The organism is Pseudomonas sp. SDO5532_S415 (assembly GCF_054071155.1).
Map to the genome: position 1 here is coordinate 21,798 of NZ_JBSVWS010000028.1, position 22,027 is coordinate 43,824.

General features: G+C 60.5%; 22 protein-coding genes. 11 read left to right on the top strand and 11 right to left on the bottom strand.

What is annotated here, in order from left to right; translation table 11 throughout:
* Positions 1-98 precede the first annotated feature (98 nt).
* Positions 99-305 (bottom strand): tautomerase family protein, encoded by a 207-nt coding sequence (locus tag ACW9HW_RS10155; protein WP_034148192.1) that lies wholly within the window; start codon positions 303-305, stop codon positions 99-101.
* Between the two features lie 117 nt (positions 306-422).
* On the opposite strand from ACW9HW_RS10155, the gene ACW9HW_RS10160 reads away from it, so the two are divergent.
* The 3 genes from ACW9HW_RS10160 (at position 423) to ACW9HW_RS10170 (ending at position 2,773) form a co-directional block, all read left to right on the top strand.
* Positions 423-1,334 carry a LysR substrate-binding domain-containing protein gene (locus ACW9HW_RS10160; RefSeq protein WP_457399683.1) on the top strand — a complete coding sequence of 304 codons (912 nt, stop codon included), beginning with the start codon at positions 423-425 and terminating at the stop codon, positions 1,332-1,334.
* 138 nt (positions 1,335-1,472) lie between these two features.
* Positions 1,473-1,913, top strand: a complete 441-nt coding sequence (gene aroQ / locus ACW9HW_RS10165; protein WP_207267150.1) for a type II 3-dehydroquinate dehydratase — start codon at positions 1,473-1,475, stop codon at positions 1,911-1,913.
* Positions 1,910-2,773, top strand: coding sequence for a shikimate dehydrogenase (locus tag ACW9HW_RS10170; RefSeq protein ID WP_371917549.1), 864 nt, complete (start codon positions 1,910-1,912; stop codon positions 2,771-2,773). The genes aroQ and ACW9HW_RS10170 overlap by 4 nt, the downstream gene beginning before the upstream one ends.
* A gap of 162 nt (positions 2,774-2,935) precedes the next feature.
* On the opposite strand, the gene ACW9HW_RS10175 is transcribed toward ACW9HW_RS10170, so the two are convergent.
* Together ACW9HW_RS10175 and quiC are read right to left on the bottom strand one after the other, a co-directional pair.
* Entirely contained in the window at positions 2,936-3,610 is a 675-nt protein-coding gene (locus ACW9HW_RS10175) for a TetR family transcriptional regulator (protein WP_095196657.1), read from the bottom strand.
* A 102-nt stretch (positions 3,611-3,712) separates the two neighbouring features.
* Positions 3,713-5,614: a 3-dehydroshikimate dehydratase QuiC gene (quiC, locus tag ACW9HW_RS10180; protein ID WP_095196658.1), complete on the bottom strand. Its 1,902-nt coding sequence runs from the start codon at positions 5,612-5,614 to the stop codon at positions 3,713-3,715.
* Positions 5,615-6,111: 497 nt separating this feature from the next.
* Here quiC and ACW9HW_RS10185 point away from each other — a divergent pair, with 497 nt between their 5' ends.
* Positions 6,112-7,449: an MFS transporter gene (locus tag ACW9HW_RS10185; protein ID WP_095196660.1), complete on the top strand. Its 1,338-nt coding sequence runs from the start codon at positions 6,112-6,114 to the stop codon at positions 7,447-7,449.
* Positions 7,450-7,576: 127 nt separating this feature from the next.
* Here ACW9HW_RS10185 and ACW9HW_RS10190 read toward each other — a convergent pair whose 3' ends face one another.
* The 4 genes from ACW9HW_RS10190 to ACW9HW_RS10205 all read right to left on the bottom strand — a co-directional run bounded on the left by ACW9HW_RS10190 (position 7,577) and on the right by ACW9HW_RS10205 (position 11,494).
* On the bottom strand, positions 7,577-8,455 hold the full coding sequence (locus tag ACW9HW_RS10190) for a DMT family transporter (protein WP_095196661.1): 879 nt from the start codon (positions 8,453-8,455) through the stop codon (positions 7,577-7,579).
* 145 nt (positions 8,456-8,600) lie between these two features.
* Positions 8,601-9,416 (bottom strand): sugar phosphate isomerase/epimerase family protein, encoded by an 816-nt coding sequence (locus tag ACW9HW_RS10195; RefSeq protein ID WP_095196662.1) that lies wholly within the window; start codon positions 9,414-9,416, stop codon positions 8,601-8,603.
* 2 nt (positions 9,417-9,418) lie between these two features.
* Positions 9,419-10,474 (bottom strand): Gfo/Idh/MocA family protein, encoded by a 1,056-nt coding sequence (locus tag ACW9HW_RS10200; protein ID WP_457399686.1) that lies wholly within the window; start codon positions 10,472-10,474, stop codon positions 9,419-9,421.
* Positions 10,475-10,717: 243 nt separating this feature from the next.
* Positions 10,718-11,494 (bottom strand): IclR family transcriptional regulator, encoded by a 777-nt coding sequence (locus ACW9HW_RS10205; protein WP_457399687.1) that lies wholly within the window; start codon positions 11,492-11,494, stop codon positions 10,718-10,720.
* Between the two features lie 175 nt (positions 11,495-11,669).
* On the opposite strand from ACW9HW_RS10205, the gene ACW9HW_RS10210 reads away from it, so the two are divergent.
* The 5 genes from ACW9HW_RS10210 to ACW9HW_RS10230 all read left to right on the top strand — a co-directional run bounded on the left by ACW9HW_RS10210 (position 11,670) and on the right by ACW9HW_RS10230 (position 17,242).
* The gene (locus ACW9HW_RS10210) at positions 11,670-13,418 is read left to right on the top strand and encodes an FAD-dependent oxidoreductase (RefSeq protein WP_457399689.1); all 1,749 of its coding nucleotides are present in this window, start codon (positions 11,670-11,672) and stop codon (positions 13,416-13,418) included.
* Positions 13,402-14,235, top strand: coding sequence for an aldo/keto reductase (locus ACW9HW_RS10215; protein ID WP_457399691.1), 834 nt, complete (start codon positions 13,402-13,404; stop codon positions 14,233-14,235). The genes ACW9HW_RS10210 and ACW9HW_RS10215 overlap by 17 nt, the downstream gene beginning before the upstream one ends.
* Positions 14,236-14,373: 138 nt before the next feature.
* A complete protein-coding gene (ypfJ, locus tag ACW9HW_RS10220; RefSeq protein WP_457399693.1) occupies positions 14,374-15,228 on the top strand; it encodes a KPN_02809 family neutral zinc metallopeptidase in 855 nt (284 codons plus the stop codon).
* 148 nt (positions 15,229-15,376) lie between these two features.
* Positions 15,377-16,270, top strand: a complete 894-nt coding sequence (ypfJ, locus tag ACW9HW_RS10225; RefSeq protein WP_095196668.1) for a KPN_02809 family neutral zinc metallopeptidase — start codon at positions 15,377-15,379, stop codon at positions 16,268-16,270.
* Positions 16,271-17,242, top strand: coding sequence for an alpha/beta fold hydrolase (locus ACW9HW_RS10230; protein WP_457399695.1), 972 nt, complete (start codon positions 16,271-16,273; stop codon positions 17,240-17,242).
* A gap of 52 nt (positions 17,243-17,294) precedes the next feature.
* Here ACW9HW_RS10230 and ACW9HW_RS10235 read toward each other — a convergent pair whose 3' ends face one another.
* From ACW9HW_RS10235 to ACW9HW_RS10245, 3 genes are all read right to left on the bottom strand, one after another.
* The gene (locus ACW9HW_RS10235; protein ID WP_095196670.1) at positions 17,295-17,888 is read right to left on the bottom strand and encodes an HAD family hydrolase; all 594 of its coding nucleotides are present in this window, start codon (positions 17,886-17,888) and stop codon (positions 17,295-17,297) included.
* Positions 17,885-18,754 carry an acyl-CoA thioesterase II gene (tesB, locus tag ACW9HW_RS10240; protein ID WP_095196671.1) on the bottom strand — a complete coding sequence of 290 codons (870 nt, stop codon included), beginning with the start codon at positions 18,752-18,754 and terminating at the stop codon, positions 17,885-17,887. Before tesB ends, ACW9HW_RS10235 begins: the two co-directional genes overlap by 4 nt.
* A gap of 106 nt (positions 18,755-18,860) precedes the next feature.
* On the bottom strand, positions 18,861-19,430 hold the full coding sequence (locus tag ACW9HW_RS10245) for a GNAT family N-acetyltransferase (RefSeq protein ID WP_095196672.1): 570 nt from the start codon (positions 19,428-19,430) through the stop codon (positions 18,861-18,863).
* A 79-nt stretch (positions 19,431-19,509) separates the two neighbouring features.
* On the opposite strand from ACW9HW_RS10245, the gene ACW9HW_RS10250 reads away from it, so the two are divergent.
* On the top strand, positions 19,510-20,430 hold the full coding sequence (locus ACW9HW_RS10250) for a histone deacetylase family protein (RefSeq protein ID WP_095196673.1): 921 nt from the start codon (positions 19,510-19,512) through the stop codon (positions 20,428-20,430).
* Between the two features lie 85 nt (positions 20,431-20,515).
* Here the strand turns inward: ACW9HW_RS10250 and ACW9HW_RS10255 are convergent, their stop codons facing one another.
* A complete protein-coding gene (locus ACW9HW_RS10255) occupies positions 20,516-20,704 on the bottom strand; it encodes a hypothetical protein (RefSeq protein ID WP_457399698.1) in 189 nt (62 codons plus the stop codon).
* 23 nt (positions 20,705-20,727) lie between these two features.
* Between ACW9HW_RS10255 and ACW9HW_RS10260 the strand changes: the two genes are divergently transcribed.
* Entirely contained in the window at positions 20,728-21,969 is a 1,242-nt protein-coding gene (locus ACW9HW_RS10260) for a TIGR03862 family flavoprotein (protein ID WP_457399699.1), read from the top strand.
* Positions 21,970-22,027 lie beyond the last annotated feature (58 nt).

Here is a 22,027-nt window from a genome sequence, read left to right on the forward strand (position 1 = left end):
CAGGCCCGATGGATAGCGCTGAAGAATCGTTATCAATCTTTTCTCGACGCCCATAAAAAAGCCATCACGAAGGACGGCTGTCTTGCCTCGGGCCACAATCACCCCGGCTGATTTTTCCGAAACTCAGTGGTGGTAATGCCCTTGTACCCCCAGTTATCGGTGTCGATTTCCTCGATCACGATGTGGGTCAGCTCCGGCGGCTTGCCGAGGACGCGTTGCAGGGTCTCGGTGATTTCAGCGATGACCTGGGCTTTCTGCTCACGGGTAACGCCGTCACGGGTGATACGTACGCTGACGAAGGGCATGCTGCTTCTCCTGCTCGGCTGATTAAAGGCTTACTGATGGAAGCTCACTGTATCTGTGTGCAGGCATCTGATAAATACTGATTCACACACTTCATTTGATCCCCGGTGTAATCAATCATGCAGCGACAATTTGACGATCTTCAATTGGGCAGCATCGAGCTGTTTTGCCTCGCCGCCGAGGCCGGCAGCTTCACCGCGGCCGCGCTGGTGGCGGGCGTTACGCCAGCCGCGGTGAGCCGCTCGGTGTCGCGCATGGAAGAACGCCTGGGTGTGCGGCTGTTTGCGCGCACCACCCGCAGCGTCAATTTGACCGACAGCGGTCGACGCTATTACGAGGAATGCCGCCAGGCCTTGGCGCAACTGGTGGAAGCCCAGCGCGAAGTCATGGGCCAGCAGCAAGTGCCGTCCGGGACCCTGCGAATCAGTATCCCGACCACGTACGCTCACCATCGGATCCTGCCATTGTTGCCGGCCTTTCGTGCGCGCTTTCCGGCGGTGAAGGTCGAATCGCACATCAGTAATCGCAATATCGATTTCGTCGGCGAAGGCTATGACATGGCGATTCGCGTGCGCGCGATTCCTGATTCCGGCCTGATTGCCCGGCAACTGGAGGACGCCGCGCTGGTGATGATTGCCAGCCCCGAGTACCTCAAGCGCGCCGGCAATCCGCAAACCCTCGACGACTTGCAACAGCACGAATGCATTCAGTACGAACTTCCCAGCAGCGGTCGGCGCATCGCGTGGTTGTTCAATGACAACGGCGTGCAACGCGAGATTCTGGCCGAGGGCAATTTCAGCTGTTCCGACGATGTGTTGGGTGGCGTGACACTGGCGAAACATGGCGCGGGCTTGTTTCAGACCTATCGCTTTATCGTGGAAAAAGAACTGGCCGATGGCTCACTGGTGGAAGTACTCAAACCTTATGGCGGGCGCTCGCGGCCGTTCACCTTGCTGTATCCGCAAAATCGCCATATGCCGCTGAAAGTGCGGGCATTTATCGATTTTCTGGTGGAGCACCTGCCGCGCTGACACCAAAAGCGTCCGATCACCGCACACAAAAAGCCAGCCGGACAGCTCTTGAATTGACCAAATTAACCATCTAGTACAATTTATCTCCACAGGCCGAAGCTTTGGCCAATGCCAAAAACAATAAGTGGAGAAACCTCGATGTCCCCCATCATTCTGGTGCTCAACGGCCCGAATCTGAACCTGCTCGGCACCCGTGAACCGGCGACCTACGGCCATGAAACCCTCGCCGACATTTCCGCCCTGTGCGGCCGTGCCGCCGATGAGTTCGGCCTGGCGGTGGAGTTTCGCCAGACCAACCACGAAGGCGAGTTGCTCGACTGGATTCATGGTGCACGCGGTCGTTGCGCCGGCATCGTGATCAACCCCGCCGCCTGGACTCACACGTCGGTGGCAATCCGCGATGCCCTGGTCGCCAGTGAATTGCCTGTGATCGAAGTCCACTTGTCCAACGTCCACGCCCGTGAACCTTTCCGCCATCACTCCTTCGTGTCAGCCATTGCCACCGCGGTGATGGCCGGGTTCGGCAGCCACGGCTATCGCCTGGCGCTGGAGCATTTCAGCCAACGCCTGAAAGGATGAACATCGTGAATCAGAACCAGACTGTATTGGCCGGACTGATCGGCGCCGGTATCCAGGCTTCACGCACGCCGGCACTGCACGAACATGAAGGCGATGCCCAGGGTTTGCGCTACCTCTATCGCCTGATCGACCTCGATCAACTGCAACTCGACAGCAATGCCTTGCCCGACCTGTTGATGGCTGCCGAGCGCATGAACTTCACCGGGCTGAACATCACGTTCCCGTGCAAGCAGGCGATCATCCCGCTGCTCGACGAATTGTCCCCGGAAGCGCGCGGCATCGGCGCGGTGAACACCGTCGTGCTCAAGGACGGAAAACGCATCGGCCACAACACCGATTGCCTGGGATTTGCCGAGGGTTTTCGCCGCGGTTTGCAGGGCGTTGCCCTTGAGCGCGTCGTACAGATGGGTGCCGGTGGCGCCGGCGCGGCAGTGGCCCACGCACTCTTGAGCGAAGGCGTACAACAGTTGAGCATTTTCGACGTGGAAATCAGCCGCGCCCAGAGCCTGGCCGACAACCTCAACCAACATTTCGGCAGCGGCCGCGCGGTCGCCGGTCATGATATGGCGCTGACCCTGGCCGAGGCTGATGGCCTGGTCAATACCACGCCAATGGGCATGAAAAAACTGCCGGGCATGCCCGTGCCGGTCGAGTTGCTTCGTGCCGAGTTGTGGGTGGCGGAGATTGTTTACTTCCCCCTGGAAACCGAACTGCTACGCAATGCCCGCGCCCTGGGTTGCCGGACGCTGGATGGCGGCAACATGGCGGTGTTTCAGGCGGTGAAGGCGTTTGAGTTGTTCAGCGGTGTGGTACCGGATGCGCAGCGGATGCTGGCGCATTTTCAGAGCATGAATGTCTGAAAAGCATCGCTCGGCACATCCCCATGTGGGAGCGGGCTTACTCGCGAAGACGGCAGCACATCCAACAGAGATGTTGATAGACAGACCGCTTTCGCGAGCAAGCCCGCTCCCACATTTTGTTCCGGTGCCAACCATCAATTCCAGTAAGCACTCTGTTCCCGGTCAGGCCTGCAGATATCGCAACACCGACTCGCAGATCATCTCGCGATGACGCTGCTTGATGCGTTCGTCCGGCAAATCGATCTGGAAAATCTCGCCGAAGGTGTGGCGGTTCGATACGCGATAGAAGCAGAACGAACTGATCAGCAAATGCACATCCAAAGGATCAAGACCGGCGCGGAACACCCCTTGTTCGGCACCGCGACGCAAAATCTCACCCAGTGAATCGAGGATGGTGTTGTTCATTGCCTTGATCGCATCGGAGCGCTTCACAAATTCGGCATTGTGAATATTCTCGATGCTGACGATGCGCACGAAATCGACGTTGCGGTCATGGTGATCGAAGGTGAACTCCACCAGACGCCGAATCGCCTCCACCGGAGCCAGTTCGGCCAGGTGCAAGCGGTTTTCAGTGTTGCGGATATCGCCGTACAGCTTCTCCAGAACCTCAACGTAGAGCTGTTCCTTACTGCCGAAGTAGTAATAGATCATGCGCTTGGAGGTATGGATGCGTTCGGCGATGGCATCGACGCGCGCCCCGGAAAGACCTTGTTGAACGAACTCGACAATCGCCTCTTGAAGGATATTCTCGCGGGTTTTTTCCGGGTTGTTCTTGCGACTCTTGCGCGGCTCGACAGGTTGTTCGGGGGCTGCGGAGAGTTCTGAAGTCATTGTCATTGCGGGCTCACGGCCATCACTGCACAGGCTGGCGATTATGAGCCGCGCCGCACAGTGAAGGAAGCCGTGCGGCAGCGGTTTGTCGACGCGATTACGATTTTCCTACAACTTTGTCTGACGTACGGCACCACTTCGGGATTTGGCCATGGCCGCCAGGCGCACTGCGACGTTGGCTGCGCCGTAACCGGCATAGCCATTCTTGCGCTGGATGATCTCGAAGAAGAACCGCCCCTCGAACGGCTCGGTGTACACGTGGAACAGCTCGCCACCCTGAGCATCGCGGTCGTACAGCACGTTGTAGTAGGCCAATTCGCTGAGGAATTCATCGTCGAAATCGAAGCGCGCAGCCAGGTCGTCGTAGTAATTGAGCGGAATATCCAGCAGCGGCACCCCCGCCTCTTTCGCACGGCTGACTTCGGCGAAGATGTCGTCGCAATCAAAGGCGATGTGATGCACGCCGGAACCGCGATAACTCGACAGCGCGTGTGAGATCGCGGTATTGCGGTTTTCGGAAATGTTAAGCGGCAAGCGAATCGAACTGTCCCGGCTGCGCAGTGCGCGGCTTTTCACCAGACCATAGGGATCGGGCAGGACCACTTCGTCATCGGCCTCGAAATCCAGCAGGCTCTTGTAGAACAGCACCCAACTGTCGAGGCTGTCGGCGGGCAGCGCCATGGCCATGTGGTCGATGCGCTTGAGGCCGCCGCTGGCCACCGCGCCGGGCAACAGGTTGAAGTCGGTGCCGTAGACATCGTTCTCCTGATCCACCAGGTAAATCAGGCTGCCATCCGGCGCGCGCACGGCGGCGAGTTCCAGCTCATTGGGACCGACCAGCCCGCGATAGGGTTGACCTTTGTAGGCCACGGCCCGCGCCAGGGCGCTGGCACTGTCTTTGACCCGCACGGCAGTGGCACACAGCGATGGGCCGTGCGCCTCAAAGAAACTGTGGCCGAACGAGTAAGGCTCGGAGTTGAGGATCAGGTTGATATCGCCCTGGCGCAGCAGGCTGACGCTCTTGGAGCGATGTTGGCCAGCCTTGACGAAGCCCAGGCGCTCCAGCCAATGGGAGAGCTTGGCGCCGAGGCTTTCGTCCACGGCAAATTCGAGAAACTCGATACCGTTGTACTCGCTGGCCTTTGGCGTCTCGAACAAGATGTCGACGTTGGTCGGCGCCGGGGTTTCCTGCGCCAGACGCTGGCGGGTTTTCTCCTCCAGGTACAGCAACGAACGCAAACCGTCGGCGGCGTTGGCCCGAGGCGGTGCGGCGCGGAAACCGTCGTTGAAGATTTCCAGCGACAGCGGCCCGGTGTAGCCACTCTTGATGATCGGTGCAAGGAAGCCCGGCAAGTCGAACTCGCCCTGACCCGGGAAGCAGCGGAAATGCCGGCTCCACTCCAGCACATCCATGGCCAGGATCGGCGCGTCGGCCATTTGCACGAAGAAAATCTTGTCGCCGGGAATCTCGGCGATGGCACTCGGATCGCCCTTGAGCGACAGCGTATGAAAGCTGTCGAGCAAGACACCGAGGCTCGGGTGATCGGCCTGTCGGACGATGTTCCACACCTGCTGCCAGGTGTTCACATGCCGACCCCAGGCCAGAGCTTCGTAACCAATGCGCAATCCGCGCGCGCCAGCGTGTTCGGCCAGCAGTCGCAAGTCATCGACTAAAATCTGTTCATCACCGATGGAGTCGGCAGAAGCGTTGCTGCACACCAACACCAGGTCGGTGCCCAGCTCCTGCATCAGGTCGAACTTGCGCTCGGCCCGCTCCAGATTGCGCGGCAAGCGGTCACGGCGGCAGCCTTCGAAATCCCGGAACGGTTGAAACAGGGTGATGGCGATCCCGAGATCGGCGCACATCTGTCTAATTTCTCGCGGGCTGCCGTCGTAGTAGAGAAGGTCGTTCTCGAAAATCTCTACACCGTCAAAACCGGCGGCGGCGATGGCTTCGAGTTTTTCCGGCAGGGTACCGCTCAAGGACACGGTGGCAATGGAACGCTGCATGTTTCGACTCCCGGTGGAGGCTTCGGCTGCTGGGAATTTGCGCCGATTTTAAAAGAGTGAGCGAATTATTGAGCTGGGCGGTGCAATGAGCAATTTAAAGTGTACTACCCAGTTAGTTTTGCGTGCGATTATCGAACACAATGGACTTTGGCGAATTGACGATTTTTTGTTCAATGCGCAACATCAACACCACATTGAGTCCGGTCATGAACCGTCCGCCTCAGTTATAACGACCCTGAACACCACATAAAAATTTCAAAAAACGGGTATACGCTCATGCGCTCATTCACCGCCTTGCTCACTCGAACCGCCGTCATCACGCCCTGCCTGGCGTCCATCCGAACCTTGCGCACCGCCGGCATCAGCGTGCCGCTCGCTGAATAACCCGTCAGCCGACGAAACCAGCCGATCAGTCCTGCGCCCACCGCCATCGATTGATCACGCGCCCTTGAAGTCCAGACGAGCTTCGCTTGTCAGTCATTGAACGGATGGCCCAGATGAATCCTACTCAAAGCTCTCGCATGGCTCCGGCCGTGAGCGCCGCCACTGGCGGCATCGGCGACAAAATCCGCGGCGCCATGGCCGTCGGCAAAACCCGTTGGGGCATGCTGGCGCTGGTGTTTTTCGCCACCACCCTGAACTACATCGACCGCGCAGCCCTCGGCGTCATGCAGCCCATCCTCGCCAAGGAAATGAGCTGGACGGCGATGGACTACGCCAACATCAACTTCTGGTTCCAGGTCGGCTACGCCATCGGTTTCGTGCTGCAAGGCCGTTTGATCGACCGGGTCGGCGTCAAGCGTGTGTTCTTCTGCGCCGTGCTGCTCTGGAGCCTGGCGACCGGCGCCCACGGCCTGGCCACTTCAGCGGTTGGTTTCATGGTCTGCCGCTTCATTCTCGGCCTGACCGAAGCCGCCAACTACCCGGCCTGCGTGAAGACCACGCGCCTGTGGTTCCCGGCTGGCGAACGCGCCGTGGCCACTGGCATTTTCAACGCCGGGACCAACGTCGGTGCGATGTTCACGCCCATGCTGCTGCCGCTGATCCTGCACGCCTGGGGCTGGCAAGCTGCGTTTCTCTGCATGGCGGCACTGGGTGGTATCTGGCTGTTGTTCTGGGGCTTGAAGTACTTCAACCCGGAAGATCACCCGAGCGTCAAACAGTCGGAACTGGACTACATCCAGAATGAAGTCGAACCGGAACAAACCCGCGTACCCTTTTCGCGAATCCTGCGTATGCGCGGCACCTGGGCCTTCGCCCTCGCCTACTCGATCACTGCACCGGTGTTCTGGTTCTACCTGTACTGGCTGCCACCGTTCCTCAATCAGCAATACAACCTGGGCATCAACGTGACCCAGATGGGCATTCCGCTGATCATCATTTACCTGACCGCCGACTTCGGCAGTGTCGGCGGCGGGATTCTGTCCTCGTTCCTGATCGGCCGCGGGGTCAACCCGATCAAGGCTCGATTGATGTCCATGTTCCTGTTCGCCTGCTGCATCATCGGCGTGATCATGGCGGCCGGATCCAGCAACCTGTGGGTCGCGGTAGCCGCGATTTCCCTGGCCATCGGCGCGCACCAGGCCTGGACCGCAAACATCTGGAGCCTGGTGATGGACTACACGCCCAAGCACATGATGAGCACGGTGTTCGGCTTCGGCGGCATGTGTGCGGCGATTGGCGGGATGTTCATGACCCAGTTGGTCGGCCACATCCTGACCATCACCAACAACAACTACACCGTGCTGTTCACCATGATTCCGGCGATGTACTTCATCGCACTGATCTGGATGTACTTCATGGCACCGCGCAAGATTCCTAACGTCACCGACTAAAAGTTCAGCGAAATACCCTGTGGGAGCGAGCCTGCTCGCGAAGACGGACTGTCATTCAACATAGACGTTGACTGACATACCGCATTCGCGAGCAGGCTCGCTCCCACAGTTTTTTATCGATGACCTTCTATTTACGGCTTTGCTGCCAGGCCGCCGCCAGCCCGCTGCAACAAATCACGGCGATGCCGATCACGGTGGTCAGGGTCGGTGTGTGGGAAAACAGCAGCCAGCCCAGCAGGCCGGCAAACACGATCTGGCAGTAACTGAATGGCGCCAGCAGGGCCGGGGCCGCAAGACGGAAGGCCTGGGTCAGGAACAGGTGCGCCGTCATCCCGCAGGCCCCCAGCGCCAGCATCATCGCGCCGTGCAGCAGGTTCGGCATCTGCCAGAAGAACGGCACCAATGCGCTCATCACCAGGGTGTTGCACAGCCCGGCAAAAAAGTTACTGGTGGTCGGGCTGTCGATCTCGCTCAGCTTGCGCGTCAGCAACTGATAGAAGCAGAAAAACAGCGCCGAGCAGAACGGCAGCAACACTGCCGGCGTGAACAAATCACCACCGGGGTGAACGATGATCAGCACCCCGATGAACCCGCAAATCACCGCCAGCCATTGCCCCCGCGTCACCCGCTCCTTCAACAACGGCACCGACAACGCAGTGACCAGCACCGGTGCCAGGAAGTTGACCGACGTGGCTTCGGCCAACGGGATGTACATCAACCCGGTGGTGAAAAACAGGCTGGTGCCCAGCAGGCACAGGGCCCGGATCAGCTGAAGCAGCGGTCGCTTCGTGCGCAATACCCGCAGCCCGGATTGCGGCAGAAAGATCCCGGCCATCAACAGGGTGTGAACCACGTAACGCGCCCACACCACCATGACAATCGGATAGAACCCGGACAGGTATTTCGATAGTGCGTCATGGCTGGAAAACAGGAAGGTTGCGAGAACGATCAGCAAAATCCCCTTGAAGGGCTTGTTGACGCCGGAAAGCGGGGTGCTGACGGTCATGAAAGCCTCTAAAGTGAAATCGGTATGTGGCGAGGGAGCTTGCTCCCGTTGGACTGCGCAGCAGTTCTGCAATGCAGCGGTGTAACTTCAACCGACGACCGCTTCACGGCCGAACGGGAGCAAGCTCCCTCGCCACAACAGCAGGTTAAATCCGCGCCAACAAGTCCCGGGTTTTATCCAAAGCCATTCGCGCCCGCTCCAACCCACTCACACCCTGCTCCAGCAGTTGCACCGTGGGAATCTCCAGGCTCAATGGAAGGTTAGCCGGCAAGCAGCGCAACAACCCCGACAAATCACAATCGCCATCACCGGGAAAACGTCGCTCGTTGCGTGCCTGACGCAAGATCTCGGCCATGTCCGCCGGCCGCGGCCCGGCAACATCACACAACTGCGCATACCGTAACCGTGAAGGCGCAACCCTGGCCAGATCTTCCAGCCGCGAACCCGAACGATCGAAGTGAAACGCGTCCACCAGCACCGCACCATTTTCGCGCCCGGCGTGCTCGACGATGCGCACCGCTTGTTCAAGATTGCGCGCGTCGGTCCAAGGCATGAACTCCAGATGCGGATGCAAACCATAAGACGTTGCCAGATCACAAAGTTCGGCAAAGTTGTCCGTCAGCCGTTGCTCGTCAGAATCGTTACCGGCCACCAGCAGCTCACTGGCACCGAATTCGGCGCCGACCGCCAGAATGTTCTCGAAGTCGGCGACGACGGTGTCCGGTTTCAGCCGCAAGATTTCAACATCCAGTACACGAATGCCGGTATCACGCAGACGCGTCAAGGTCTGGCGGCGCAGATCAACATCCGCCACCAGCGCAAAGTGATGCTCCTGCGGTGTCGCCGGCACCAGACGCAAGCCGACATGGCTGTAACCGGCTCGCGCCGCGACCTCGACCATGTCGGGCGGTGACAACTCCAGTACCGTCAGGCTGGCCAGGGAAAAGATGCGTTCGCTCATGGTCAGCCCTCGATCTGGGACGGCGCGCACGCGCGACCGGTTTCGGCGGCTTCGAGAATGGCCTCGACCAGCGCCAGGGTGCGAGCGGCATCGGCGACACTCACCAGCGGCTCGACTTCCCGACGGGCGACGCGCACGAAATGCTGCAATTGCAAACGCAGGGCTGCTTCGGTACTGAAGCGCTCCTGAGTCGACAGCAACTGTTCGTGCCAGCCGCCATCGGCCTGTGCATAGTGCCAGTGTTTGAGTTGCGGAATGCTCAACGCACCGCCGGTCCCGGCCAGCATATAGCAGGGCTGATCAGCCTGGCGCGGATACACCGGGTTCTCCCCCGAATCCAACTCCCAACTCCATGGCGCCGCGACCGCATCGGACCCGGTCAGGCTACCCAGCGCGCCGTTGTCGAACTGCAGCAGCACCGCCGCGCCATCCTCGTTGGCGAACCCGCGTATCGCGTTACTGGTAATGGCCTGAACCTGACGCACTTCTCCGCACAGGTGCCGCAGCAGATCGAGGTCGTGGATCAGGTTGGTCAACAACATCCCCGCACCGGCCTCGCGCCGCCACGCGGTCTCGAAATAGCTGTCGGGTTTGCGCAACTGCCAGAGTGCCGTGACCGTGGTCAACCGACCAAGGGCGCCACTGTGGACAAGTTCATGGGCGCGGGTGATCAGCGGGTTGTGGCGACGGTGATGACCGACCAGCACCGGAACGCCCGTGGCTTTCGAGGTCGCCACCAGTTCACGGACTTCGTCCAGGTGCACCCCGACCGGTTTTTCCAGCAACACCGGAACGCCAGCGGCGAGGCAATCGAGCGCAGTGCTGACGTGCAGATTATTCGGATTGGCGACGATGACAGCGTCCGGCTTCGCTTGCTCCAGCATCTGACAATGATCTGCGAAATACGCCACACCCCATAGCGCCGCGAGACGTGCCGCTTGCGGTCCGGGATCGGCCACCGCGCTTAAGGTGGCCTCGTCCAGGGATTTCAGATGCTGGTAATGCTGCTGACCCATGTTGCCAGCGCCGATCAGAGCGATGCGAAGGGGCGAACTCATGGTGCGGTCCTCTTGTGGTTATTGTCGGATGGGTGAATCCCAACAATTTAGAACCTAGTTCCAGATTCTTACACAAGCATCAGCAGATAGTGTTCGAACAGCGCACAGCTTTACGGACTCACGCAGATCCACTGTGGGAGCGAGCCTGCTCGCGAAAGCGGAGTGCCAGCCGACAAAGATGTTGAATGTGCCCCCCTCTTCGCGAGCAGGCTCGCTCCCACAATGGAGGGGGCGTTTGCTGGATCAGCTGAACAACTCCGACGCCAGACTCGCCGCCGACAATTCCTCGGTAAACGCCAACAACAGCGGCGCCAGCTCATGCAACCGCGCCCCCGGCATGCGCGCGCTCGGTCCGGCGATGCTGAGCACGCCGATCACTCGGCCATCAGCGGGATGGCGCACCACCGCGGCAATTGCCGAGGTGCCCACCGCCGAACTTTCCTCGACACAGGCGTAACCCTGCTCCCGCGCCAGGCGCAGGCGTTCAAGCAGTTCGATGTTGGAACGCGGCGCATTCGGCCCCAACTCCAGCGGCCGGTCCGCCGCCTGGCGCTCGACCAGCGACAAGGCCTCGGCATCGCTCATGCACGCCAGCCAGGCATGTCCTGAAGCGGTGTAGAACAGCGGCGCATCACGGCCCATGTCCGGGTCGTACCGCAGACCGGAACGGGCGCCCTGGGATTTGGCGATCCAGGTCTGCCGCTCGCCCTCGATCACACCGAGGCGCACCAGTTCGCCGGTTTCCTGCGCCAGGCGATCAAGCACCGGTTGCACGATGTCGGCGCCACTGCTCGACAGGTATCGGAACCCCATCGCCACCAGTTTGGTCGACAAGTGATAACGCAGGTTCTCTGGATTTTGCCGCACGTAACCCAGGCGGATCAGCTCGGCGAGCAGGCGGTGGGTGGCGCTTTTTGGAATATCCAGCTGCTCCGCCAGGGTCTGCATCGGCAAGCCGCGAGGGTCACTGGTGAGACTTTCAAGCACACTGAAAACACGTTCGATCTGACTGCCGGCCATGGGGACTTTCCACGCAAATTTTGCCGATTCTAGAAGACATCCCGCCGAACGCGAAATCTGGAACTGACTGTCCGATAAACGCCCGCTTTATACGTCCAGTCCTTGCTCGCTTCAATCCGTCTCTTATATTTTCTGGAACCAAATTCCAAAACAACAATACGCTGGAGCTCGAAAAATGCCTGCCGAACCGCACGTTCTTCCCGACATTGACTGCGATGTGCTGGTAGTCGGCTCCGGTGCGGCCGGGTTGTCAGCGGCGGTGACTGCGGCCTGGCATGGCCTGAAGGTCATTGTGGTTGAAAAAGATCCGGTGTTCGGCGGTGCCACGGCCTGGTCCGGTGGCTGGGCCTGGGTACCGTGCAATCCTCTGGCCCGGCGCGCCGGCATCGTCGAAAACGTGGAGTTGCCGCGCACGTACCTGAAGCATGAACTGGGCGAGCGTTACCGGCCGGAAATGATCAACGCATTCCTGGAGGCCGGCCCGCAAATGGTCGGGTTCTTCGAACAGCACACCTCGCTGCAATTCGCCGATGGCAATGCGATTGCCGACATTCATGGTGATACGCCGGGCGCCGGCACCGGTGGACGCTCGGTAATTGCCGCACCGTACGACGCACGAAAAGTCGGCAAGCTACTCAAGCGCCTGCGAAAAACCATGCGCGAAACGTCCTTCATGGGCATGCCGATCATGGCCGGCACAGACCTCACGGCGTTTCTCAACCTGACCCGCTCGCTGTCGGCAGCCTGGCATGTCACCCGGCGTTTTACCCGCCACCTGCTCGATCTCGCCGTGCATGGTCGGGCGATGCAACTGGTCAACGGCGTGGCACTGGTGGCGCGGCTGGCGAAATCCGCCGACGATCTCGGCGTGTTGCTCTGGGAGTCGGCGCCGGTCACCCAATTGCTGCGCGAGAACAATCAAGTGCGCGGCGCCGTGATCAATACGACCAAAGGGTCGATTCGCATCAAGGCGCGCAAGGCCGTGGTACTCGCAGCGGGCGGATTCGCCAATGATGTCGAACGACGCAAGGCACTGTTCCCGCGCACACCGACCGGCCGGGAGCACCTGGCCTTGCCACCCCTCGGCGTGTCCGGCGATGGCCTGCGACTGGGCGAAAGCGTTGGCGCCCAAGTGGATGCCGACCTGCAATCCCCCGTCGCCTGGGCCCCGGTTTCCCGGGTACCGCACAGCGACGGCAGCACGGGTCACTTTCCGCACATCATCGAACGCGGCAAGCCCGGGATTATCGGTGTATTGAGCAACGGCCAGCGCTTCGTCAACGAAGCCAACGGCTATTACGACTACGTGACGGCGATGGTCGCCGCGGCGCCGGCGGGCGAAGAAGTCGCCTCCTGGCTGATCTGCAGCCATGCCTTTCAACGGCGATATGGCTTGGGCATCTCTCGGCCGTTTCCCGTGCCGCTGTCATCCTTTATCCGCAGTGGCTATCTGAAAACCGGCAATACCCTTGAGGAATTGGCGTCGGCCTGCGGCATCGATCCGGACGGCTTGCGCAGCACCGTATCGGAGTACAACCGGCATGCACGCAACGGCGAAGACCCACGGTTCGGTCGTGGCACGACACCCTATAACCGCAAACAGGGTGATGCGTCGCAGCAACCCAATCCCTGTGTCGCCCCCCTCGAACAAGGGCCGTTCTACGCCGTGAAAGTCGAGCCCGGCTGCTTCGGCACCTTCGCCGGACTCAAGGTCAACCAGCACGCCCAGGTCCTCGACGATTCGGGACAAGCCATCGCCGGGCTATACGCGGCGGGTGGCGACATGGCCAGCATCATGGGTGGGCATTACCCCGCCGGCGGTATCAACATCGGTCCGGCGCTGACCTTCGGCTACATCGCCGCACGCCACATCGCAGGAATCACCGCTTACGAACAGGAGATCGACCATGCAGCACATCGTTAATGCACAGGGATTGAACATGCCAAAACTCGGCCTCGGCACCTGGCCGATGCTGGGTGACGAATGCACCCGTGCCGTGGAACAGGCCCTGGCCTTGGGTTATCGGCACATCGATACGGCGGCGGCCTACAACAACGAAGACGCGGTCGGTCAGGCACTGGTGAACAGTCCGACACCTCGCGAACAGATCCACGTGACCACCAAGGTCTGGTGGGACCAACTGCGACCCGACGCCATGCGCCATTCCATGGACCGCAGCCTCAAGGCCCTGCACAGCGATTACGTCGACTTGTTCATGATTCATTGGCCCGCCACGGACTGGGATCTGCCGCGCACCCTCGAAACCCTGGTGTCGTTCAAGGAACAAGGCCTGGCGCGCAACATCGGCGTGGCGAATTTTCCATTGCCGCTGCTGCGCGAAGTCGTCGAGGAGCTTGGCGCGCCACTGTCCGCGATTCAGGTCGAATACCACGTGCTGCTCGGACAAAACGCCTTGCTGAACTACGCCCGCCAACACGACATGGTGCTGACAGCCTACACACCACTGGCCCGTAACAAGGTGTCGGAGACCCCGGTCATTCAACAGATCGCCGCCAAACACGGTGTGCTGCCGACCCAGGTCGCGCTCAAGTGGTTGCTGGACCAACCGAACGTGGCGGCGATTCCCAAAGCCAGCAGCGACGCCAATCAACGGGCCAATCTCGCCGCACTCGACGTGCAGCTGGATGATGAGGATCGTCGTTTGATTGCCGGCTTGTCCAAGCGCGAGCGTCAGGTCAGCCCCGACTTTGCCCCGGTGTGGGATGCGTTCGACCAGTAAGCGGGAAATGGCCATGGCCGTCCCGCGACGATCGTGGCCTTACTAACCCTTACACATTTTTCCCACACCATTTTTGCCTGTGCAGTTATTCATGGATCCGGCGATACCCGCCCCATCAATCCATGAGAGACCGCAAACATGTTATGGAACAAGGCTAGACGCAGCGACAACGTAAACGACACTCGCAAGGGCAAGGATGCCCGCACACTCACAGGGAAAACCCTCGGTGCCGGACTGGCCGTGGCCGCGCTGGCGAGCGCGGGGCTTTACTCGACGCTGGGCGACACTCCGAAAACCTCCTCGCAGGAGCTTGTCCCATCCGCCGCCCTCGCCATCGAGCCCGAGAAAGATCGGCAGCTGATGTTTGTTCAATCAGTGCTGGGTGAAACCGAAGACATCTGGAAACAACTTTTTGCGCAGTCGGAACGCCACTATCCTCCGCCCACGCTGACGCTGTTTGACAAGGATGTGAGTACAGGATGTGGTTTCGCCAGTTCTGCCATCGGCCCCTTCTATTGCCCGGACAATCAACAGGTGTATGTCAACCTGGCGTTCTTCTCGAAGCTGGAGAAGCAGTTTTCTGTGGTCGGCGACTTCGCGCGGGCCTACATCATCGCTCACGAAATCGGCCATCACGTGCAGCTGGAACTGGGACTTTCCGACCCGCTCGAAAAAGCCCTGCGGGACAAGAAACCCGCCACTGGCGATGGAGGCCTGGAGGTGCGCGGGGAATTGCAGGCCGATTGCCTGGCCGGGGTCTGGGCACATCACGCGCAGCAGCGCCTGGACTGGCTGGAACCTGGTGATATCGAGGCTGCATTGCATGCCGCGACAGTGTTCGGTGACGATTACCTGCAACGCTCCAAGACCACTGGCGTGCGACCAGAGACATTCAGCCACGGCACCTCACAGCAGCGCGTGAACTGGTTCAAAAGCGGTTTTGACACAGGCCGCACAGACGCTTGCGACACCTTCGCCGCCGTAGACCTGTAGGACCCGCCGATCACCGAAACCACGGATATCACACCCTGCGCAGAACCCGCAGCGCTCAAGGCTGTCTGACGACCGGACTGGCGCCGCTCCCCCTGAGCAGCAACACTCATCGCACGCTTCTTTACCTGGAACGAAAGAGGATTCCCACATGCTATGGAAAAAAGGCCGACGCAGCGACAACGTGGTCGATGCCCGTGGCGATGATGTCGGCGGCGGGGGCGGCGGGATGCGCTTCGGGGGCGGCAAGGGCCTGAGCCTGACGGCAATCCTTCTGATTGTCGGGATCGGCTGGATCACCGGCCAGGACCCGATGCAAATACTCGGCGAGCTGACGGGCCAGATGGGCGAGCAATCGGCACCGGCCACCAACCAGACCCGCAAGGCGCCACCGGCCAATGATGAAGGGGCGGAATTCGTCCGTTCGATCCTCGGCGATACCGAAGACACCTGGCGGCAGATTTTCCAGCAGGCCGGTCGTCAATATAAAGACCCGACCCTCGTGCTGTTCAGCAATCGCGTCAACTCGGCCTGTGGCATGGCGACGTCGGCGACGGGTCCGTTCTATTGCCCGGCGGATCAGAAGGTCTATCTGGATACGAGTTTCTTCCAGGAGATGTCACAACGCTTTGCCGCCGCCGGAGACTTTGCCCAAGCCTACGTGATTGCTCACGAAGTCGGACACCACGTACAGACCTTGCTCGGCGTTTCCGCGAAAATCCAGGCAGCCCGCCAGCAGGGCCGGCAAATGGAAGGCGATGGCGGCCTGCTGGTTCGTCAGGAATTGCAAGCCGACTGCCTGGCCGGGGTCTGGGCCAACAATGCGCAGCAGCGACTGAACTGGCTGGAGCCGGGTGATATCGAAGAAGCACTGAACGCGGCAAATGCCATCGGCGACGATCGATTGCAGCAACAGGGTCAAGGCCGCGTGGTGCCTGACTCGTTTACCCATGGTACGTCGGCGCAACGGGTGCGCTGGTTCAAAACCGGATTCGCGCAAGGCCAGGTTGGCCAGTGCGATACCTTTGCGGCGAAAAATCTGTAAATGAAAAAATGGTTGTTGGTGTTGCTGTTCACTTGCGCAAGCCCTCTGACAAATTCTTGGGCCACCGAGCATGGGGTCAAGGAGCTCAGCCCGGGACGCCTGTTGTTGAAATCCGGCGAAATGGCGGTAGGTCTCGGCCCCGCGCCGGCAAAGATCGAACGGGTATTGATCATCGTCCACGGTCGCTTGCGCAATGCTCAAACCTACCTCAAAAGCGGCGAACACTCGGCAGAACTGGCAGGGCAAAGTGCATCGACCCTGGTGATCGCCCCGCAATTTCTCAATGAAGCCGATGTCGCGCTGCACCCGGTGGCCGAGACGGTTTTACGCTGGCAAGGCAACGAATGGATGGCCGGCGGTGAGTCCACCGCACCGTTTCGTCTGAGCTCCTACGAGGCACTGGACGAAATCGTCGCCCGCTTGAGTGATCGCAAGCAGTTTCCGGATGTGAAAAAAATCGTGATCGCCGGTCATTCCGGTGGTGCTCAAGTGGTTCAGCGCTACGCTTTGCTGGGCCACGACCAACCCGCCGTGCAGGCCGCTGGCGTGCAGGTGCGCTACGTCATCGCCAATCCGTCTTCTTATGCGTATTTCGATGAGCGTCGACCGGTGGCCTTCAATCACGCCGGATGCCCGGACTTCAACCGCTGGAAGTACGGACTGACAGATTTGCCCGCCTATGCCGAAGGACAAAGTGCCGCGCAATTGCAGGAAAAATACCTCAAGCGCGACATTGTTTATCTACTGGGGCAACAGGACACCGACCCCAATCACCCGGCGCTGGATAAAAGCTGCGAGGCCAAGGCACAAGGCCCGAATCGATTGGCGCGGGGGCGTTTTTACTTCAATTATCTGAAGCGCCTGCAACCGCAAGGGTTGAAGCAGCAGCTGATCGAAGTGCGCGGGGTGGGACATGACGGGGATGGGATGTTTACCTCGCCGGAGGGGCAGAAAGCATTGTTTGGGCAGTAAGATTTTAGGTGTTTGATCTGACGCCATCGCGGGCAAGCCCGCGATGAGGCCCTCAAGCCGAAAGCATTGCCCGCAACGCCCCACAATCCGCCGCATGCCAATCCGTCAATTCCGGCCACGGATTATCCGGCAAATTCACCAACACCGTCCGCGTGCCCGCCGCACGCCCGCAATCCAGATCGAAGCGATAATCGCCGACCATCACCATCTCGCTGGTCGACACATTCCAGGCCTCGGCCAGTTTCAGCAAACCACCGGGATGCGGTTTTGGCGGTGCTTCATCGCGACCGAGCACATCCTCCACGGCGAAGCAGTCGGCCAGGCCGATGGCCTCCAGGGTGACATGCGCCAGCTCACGGGCATTGCGCGTGAGAATACCCAGTCGATAGCCACGTCCGGCCAGCTCACGCACCAGCTCCACGGCACCCGGCGCCGGCTTCGAGCCCAGCGCCAGATCCCGCTCGTGTTCCAGAAGCCACGCGTGCTTGGCTGCGGCTTCATCGGCCGGCAACGCCGCGAGATGAGTCAGGATGTCGTGATCCGCCGGGATCGCCAGGGCCACGCGAATCGCCGCGAAGTCATGCACGGCCACCGTCAGGGTGCCGTCCATGTCGAACACCCAATGACGCACGTCGGCCAGGCTCATGCCCAATCCTTGCGATGGCGAATCAGGCCTTCCTGGGTGACCGAAGCCACCAGTTGCCCGGCACGGTTGAACACGCTGCCGCGGGAGAACCCGCGGGAGTTGCCGGCCCACGGACTGTCCATGGCGTACAGCAACCAGTCATCGGCACGCAGGTCGGCATGGAACCACAGCGCATGATCGAGGCTGGCGACCTGCATGTCCTTGTGCCAGACCGATTTGCCATGGGGCTGCATCGAGGTGGTCAACAGTCCGAAATCCGAGGCGTAGGCCAGTAAATATTTGTGCAGCGCCGGAGAGTCGGCCAAGGCACCATCGGCACGAAACCAGACGTACTTGATCGGATCCGAGGGTTGCGGGTTGTAGGGATCTTTCTCGGTGATTGGCCGAAATTCGATCGGCTTGGGGCACAGCAGCTTTTCGCGCATTTTTTCCGGGATCAGGTGCGCGCGCTGCTGGGTCAGCTCCAGTTCCGATGGCAGGTTTTCCGGCCCGACCACTTGCGGCATCTCGCTCTGGTGCTGGAAACCCTCTTCGTCGTACTGGAACGAGGCGCTGCAGGTGAAGATCGGATGCCCCTTCTGGATCGCCGTCACCCGGCGCGTGCTGAAACTGCCGCCGTCGCGGACCCGATCAACCTGATACACCACCGGCAACCCGGCATCGCCCGGACGCAGGAAGTAACCGTGCATCGAATGCACGTGGCGCGTTTGTTCAACGGTCTGACTGGCCGCCGACAACGACTGGCCGAGCACCTGACCGCCGAACAACTGACGAAAGCCCAGGTCCTGGCTGCGGCCACGGAACAGGTTTTCTTCGATCGGCTCCAGGGTCAGCAGGTCCACCAGATCATCCAACACTTGGCTCATTCAGACTCTCCTCACACAACGCAATGCCGCGCAGTCTTGGCTGCGTCGGTCGATTCAGTTTCTGGCCCGTGCCAACATGAGGGCCATTGTAAACGTCCGTGCCAGGTTATCCATGCAAGGTTTGCAGCCATTGTTCACGGCTGATGCGATACAACACGTGATGACGCAGCGGATGATCGACGGCGAGCTTCGGATGCTCGAAGTCATCGGCAGGGTCATGGTGCATGCCGATGGCCTGCATGACCTTCTGCGAAGGCAGATTGTTGTCAGCGGTGAACGAGACGATTTCGCTCAGCGGCAATCGGTCAAAGCCACAACGCAGAGCGGTCCATGCCGCTTCGCTGGCATAGCCAAGCCCCCAGTGTTGCCGCGCCAGGCGCCAGCCGATCTCGATGGCCGGGGTGAAAGGCGCGTCGAACCCGACCACGCCAAGCCCGGTAAAACCGATGAACTGGCCCGTGTCCTTGCGCTCCAGCGCCCAGAGGCCGAAGCCGTGCTCGGCAAAATGACCTCTGATCCGCCCAATCAATGAAGCGCTTTCCAGGCGACTCAAGGGCGCCGGAAAATAACGCATGACCTGTGGATCGGCACACATCGCCGCAAACTCCGGCAGATCCTCGTCGCGCCACTGGCGCATCAACAGTCGCGCACTCTCGAGCTTCAGTATCGGCTCCATCGTCCCTCCGCCCTCCGTCTGGATGTCGCAAGTCTACAACGCTGGTAGGATCCTTCACTCATTCCTATATGAAATCACTATGCCCCTGCCGCTGATCTATCACGAAGACTACAGTCCCGAGTTCCCGGCGGATCATCGCTTCCCCATGGACAAGTTTCGCCTGCTGCGCGATCACCTGGTAGACAGCGGCCTGACCTGCGACGCCGACCTGCTGCGTCCGGAACTGTGCCCGTCGGAGATTCTCGCCCTCGCCCATGACCCTTCGTATATCGAGCGCTACATGGGTGGCGAACTTTCCCGCGAGGATCAACGGCGCCTGGGCCTGCCCTGGAGCGAAGCCCTGGCCCGGCGCACGGTGCGGGCGGTTGGCGGCTCCTTGCTGGCGGCCGAGCAGGCGCTGCAGCATGGCCTGGCCTGTCATCTGGCGGGCGGTACACACCACGCGCACTACGACCACCCGGCAGGTTTTTGCATCTTCAATGACTTGGCGGTGATCAGCCACTTCCTGCTGGAAAGTGGCCGGGTGAACCGGGTATTGATCTTCGATTGCGATGTCCACCAGGGCGACGGCACAGCGCGCATCCTGCACAACACCCCGGAAGCAGTGACCGTTTCCCTGCATTGCGAGAAGAACTTTCCTGCACGCAAGGCCGAAAGTGACTGGGACATCCCGTTGCCCAATGGCATGGGCGATGCCGATTACCTCAAGGTCGTCGACGATGCACTCAACTATCTGCTGCCGCTCTACCAACCGGATCTGGTGCTGTACGACGCCGGAGTCGATGTGCACAAAGATGACGCGCTGGGCTACCTGAAACTGACCGACCAAGGCGTCGCCGCCCGCGATGAAAGCGTGATGCGCCATTGCCTGGGCCGGGATATTCCGGTGGTCGGAGTGATCGGCGGCGGCTACAGCAAGGACCGCAAGGCTCTGGCCCGCCGCCACGGCATTCTCCATCACAGCGCGGAGCGGGTCTGGCAGTCATCAGGTTGTCATTGAGTTGTGGATGCTTTACCCACAATGCCTGTGGAGCTGCCTGTGGATAACCTGAGCGAAAGGGACTACAGGCCTTACTGACCATGGGCTACAGGGTGATGGTTGTTTTTTGACCAATCGCAATAACAGCAATGAAACCTTTGTGGGAGCGAGCCTGCTCGCGAAGGCGGCAGCCCATCCAACCATGATGCGTCTGACACACCGCTTTCGCGAGCAGGTCGAAACGTCGCACCGTCGCTCCCACAAGGATCTGGGCTGTTAGAATGCCCGGCTTCATTGGCCATCACCGCAGCGCTCCCCATGACCCGATCCTCGACCGCCTCCCCTTCCCACGTCGCCATCATCGGCGGCGGCCCCGCCGGTCTGATGGCGGCTGAAGTGTTGAGCCAGGCCGGGATCAAGGTCGACCTGTACGACGGCATGCCTTCGGTGGGGCGCAAATTCCTCCTGGCCGGTGTCGGCGGCATGAATATCACTCACTCCGAAGCCTACCCGGCGTTCCTCTCGCGCTACGCCGAACGTGCCCCACAGATTGCGCCGTTGCTGCGGGGTTTCGGGGCCGATGCGCTATGTCAGTGGATTCATGATCTGGGCATCGAGACCTTTGTCGGCAGCTCCGGCCGGGTGTTTCCAACCGACATGAAAGCCGCGCCACTGCTGCGTGCCTGGCTCAAGCGCCTGCGCGACAGCGGTGTAGTTATCCACACCCGTCACCGTTGGCTGGGTTGGGATGAACTCGGCGCCTTGCGTATCGACAGCCCCGATGGCGAGAAAACCGTTCAAACAGACGCCACCCTGCTCGCCCTCGGTGGCGGCAGTTGGGCACGCCTGGGCTCGGATGGTGCGTGGATGCTGCCACTGGAGCAGCGCGGCGTAGGGCTGGCGCCGTTGCAACCGAGTAATTGCGGCTTCGAGGTGCAGGCCTGGAGCGAATTGATGGTCAGCAAATTCGCCGGCGCACCGTTGAAAAACATCGCCATCGGTTTGAACGACGACATTCCACGATTGGGTGAATGTGTGATCACCGCCACCGGCATAGAAGGCAGTCTGATTTACGCCCTGTCGGCACCGATTCGCGAAGCCATAAACCTGCACGGCTGCGCGACTCTCCATATCGATCTGTTGCCGGGCCGGCCTGTGGATAAAGTCCAGGCCGCGCTCAGCAAACCGCGCGGCTCACGCTCGATGGCCAAGCATCTGCACAGTCAACTCGGAATCGACGGCGTGAAGGCCGCCCTATTGCGAGAGCTGACATCTGCCGAAACCTTTGCAGACATGACGTTACTGGCCATTGCGATCAAGGCATTGCCTCTGACCCTGGTGAAAACCCGTCCATTGGACGAAGCGATCAGCAGTGCTGGCGGCGTGATGTTCGAATCGATGGATGAACGCTTGATGCTCAAGCCACTGCCCGGCGTGTTCTGCGCAGGGGAAATGCTCGATTGGGAAGCGCCGACGGGAGGCTATCTGCTGACCGCGTGTTTTGCCAGTGGGCGTGCGGCGGGGTTGGGGATGGTGGAGTGGTTGCAGCGCAAGAGCTGAAGACCGCGCCGCCCTCATCGCCAGCAGGCTGGCTCCCACAGGTTTTTTGTGAACGACA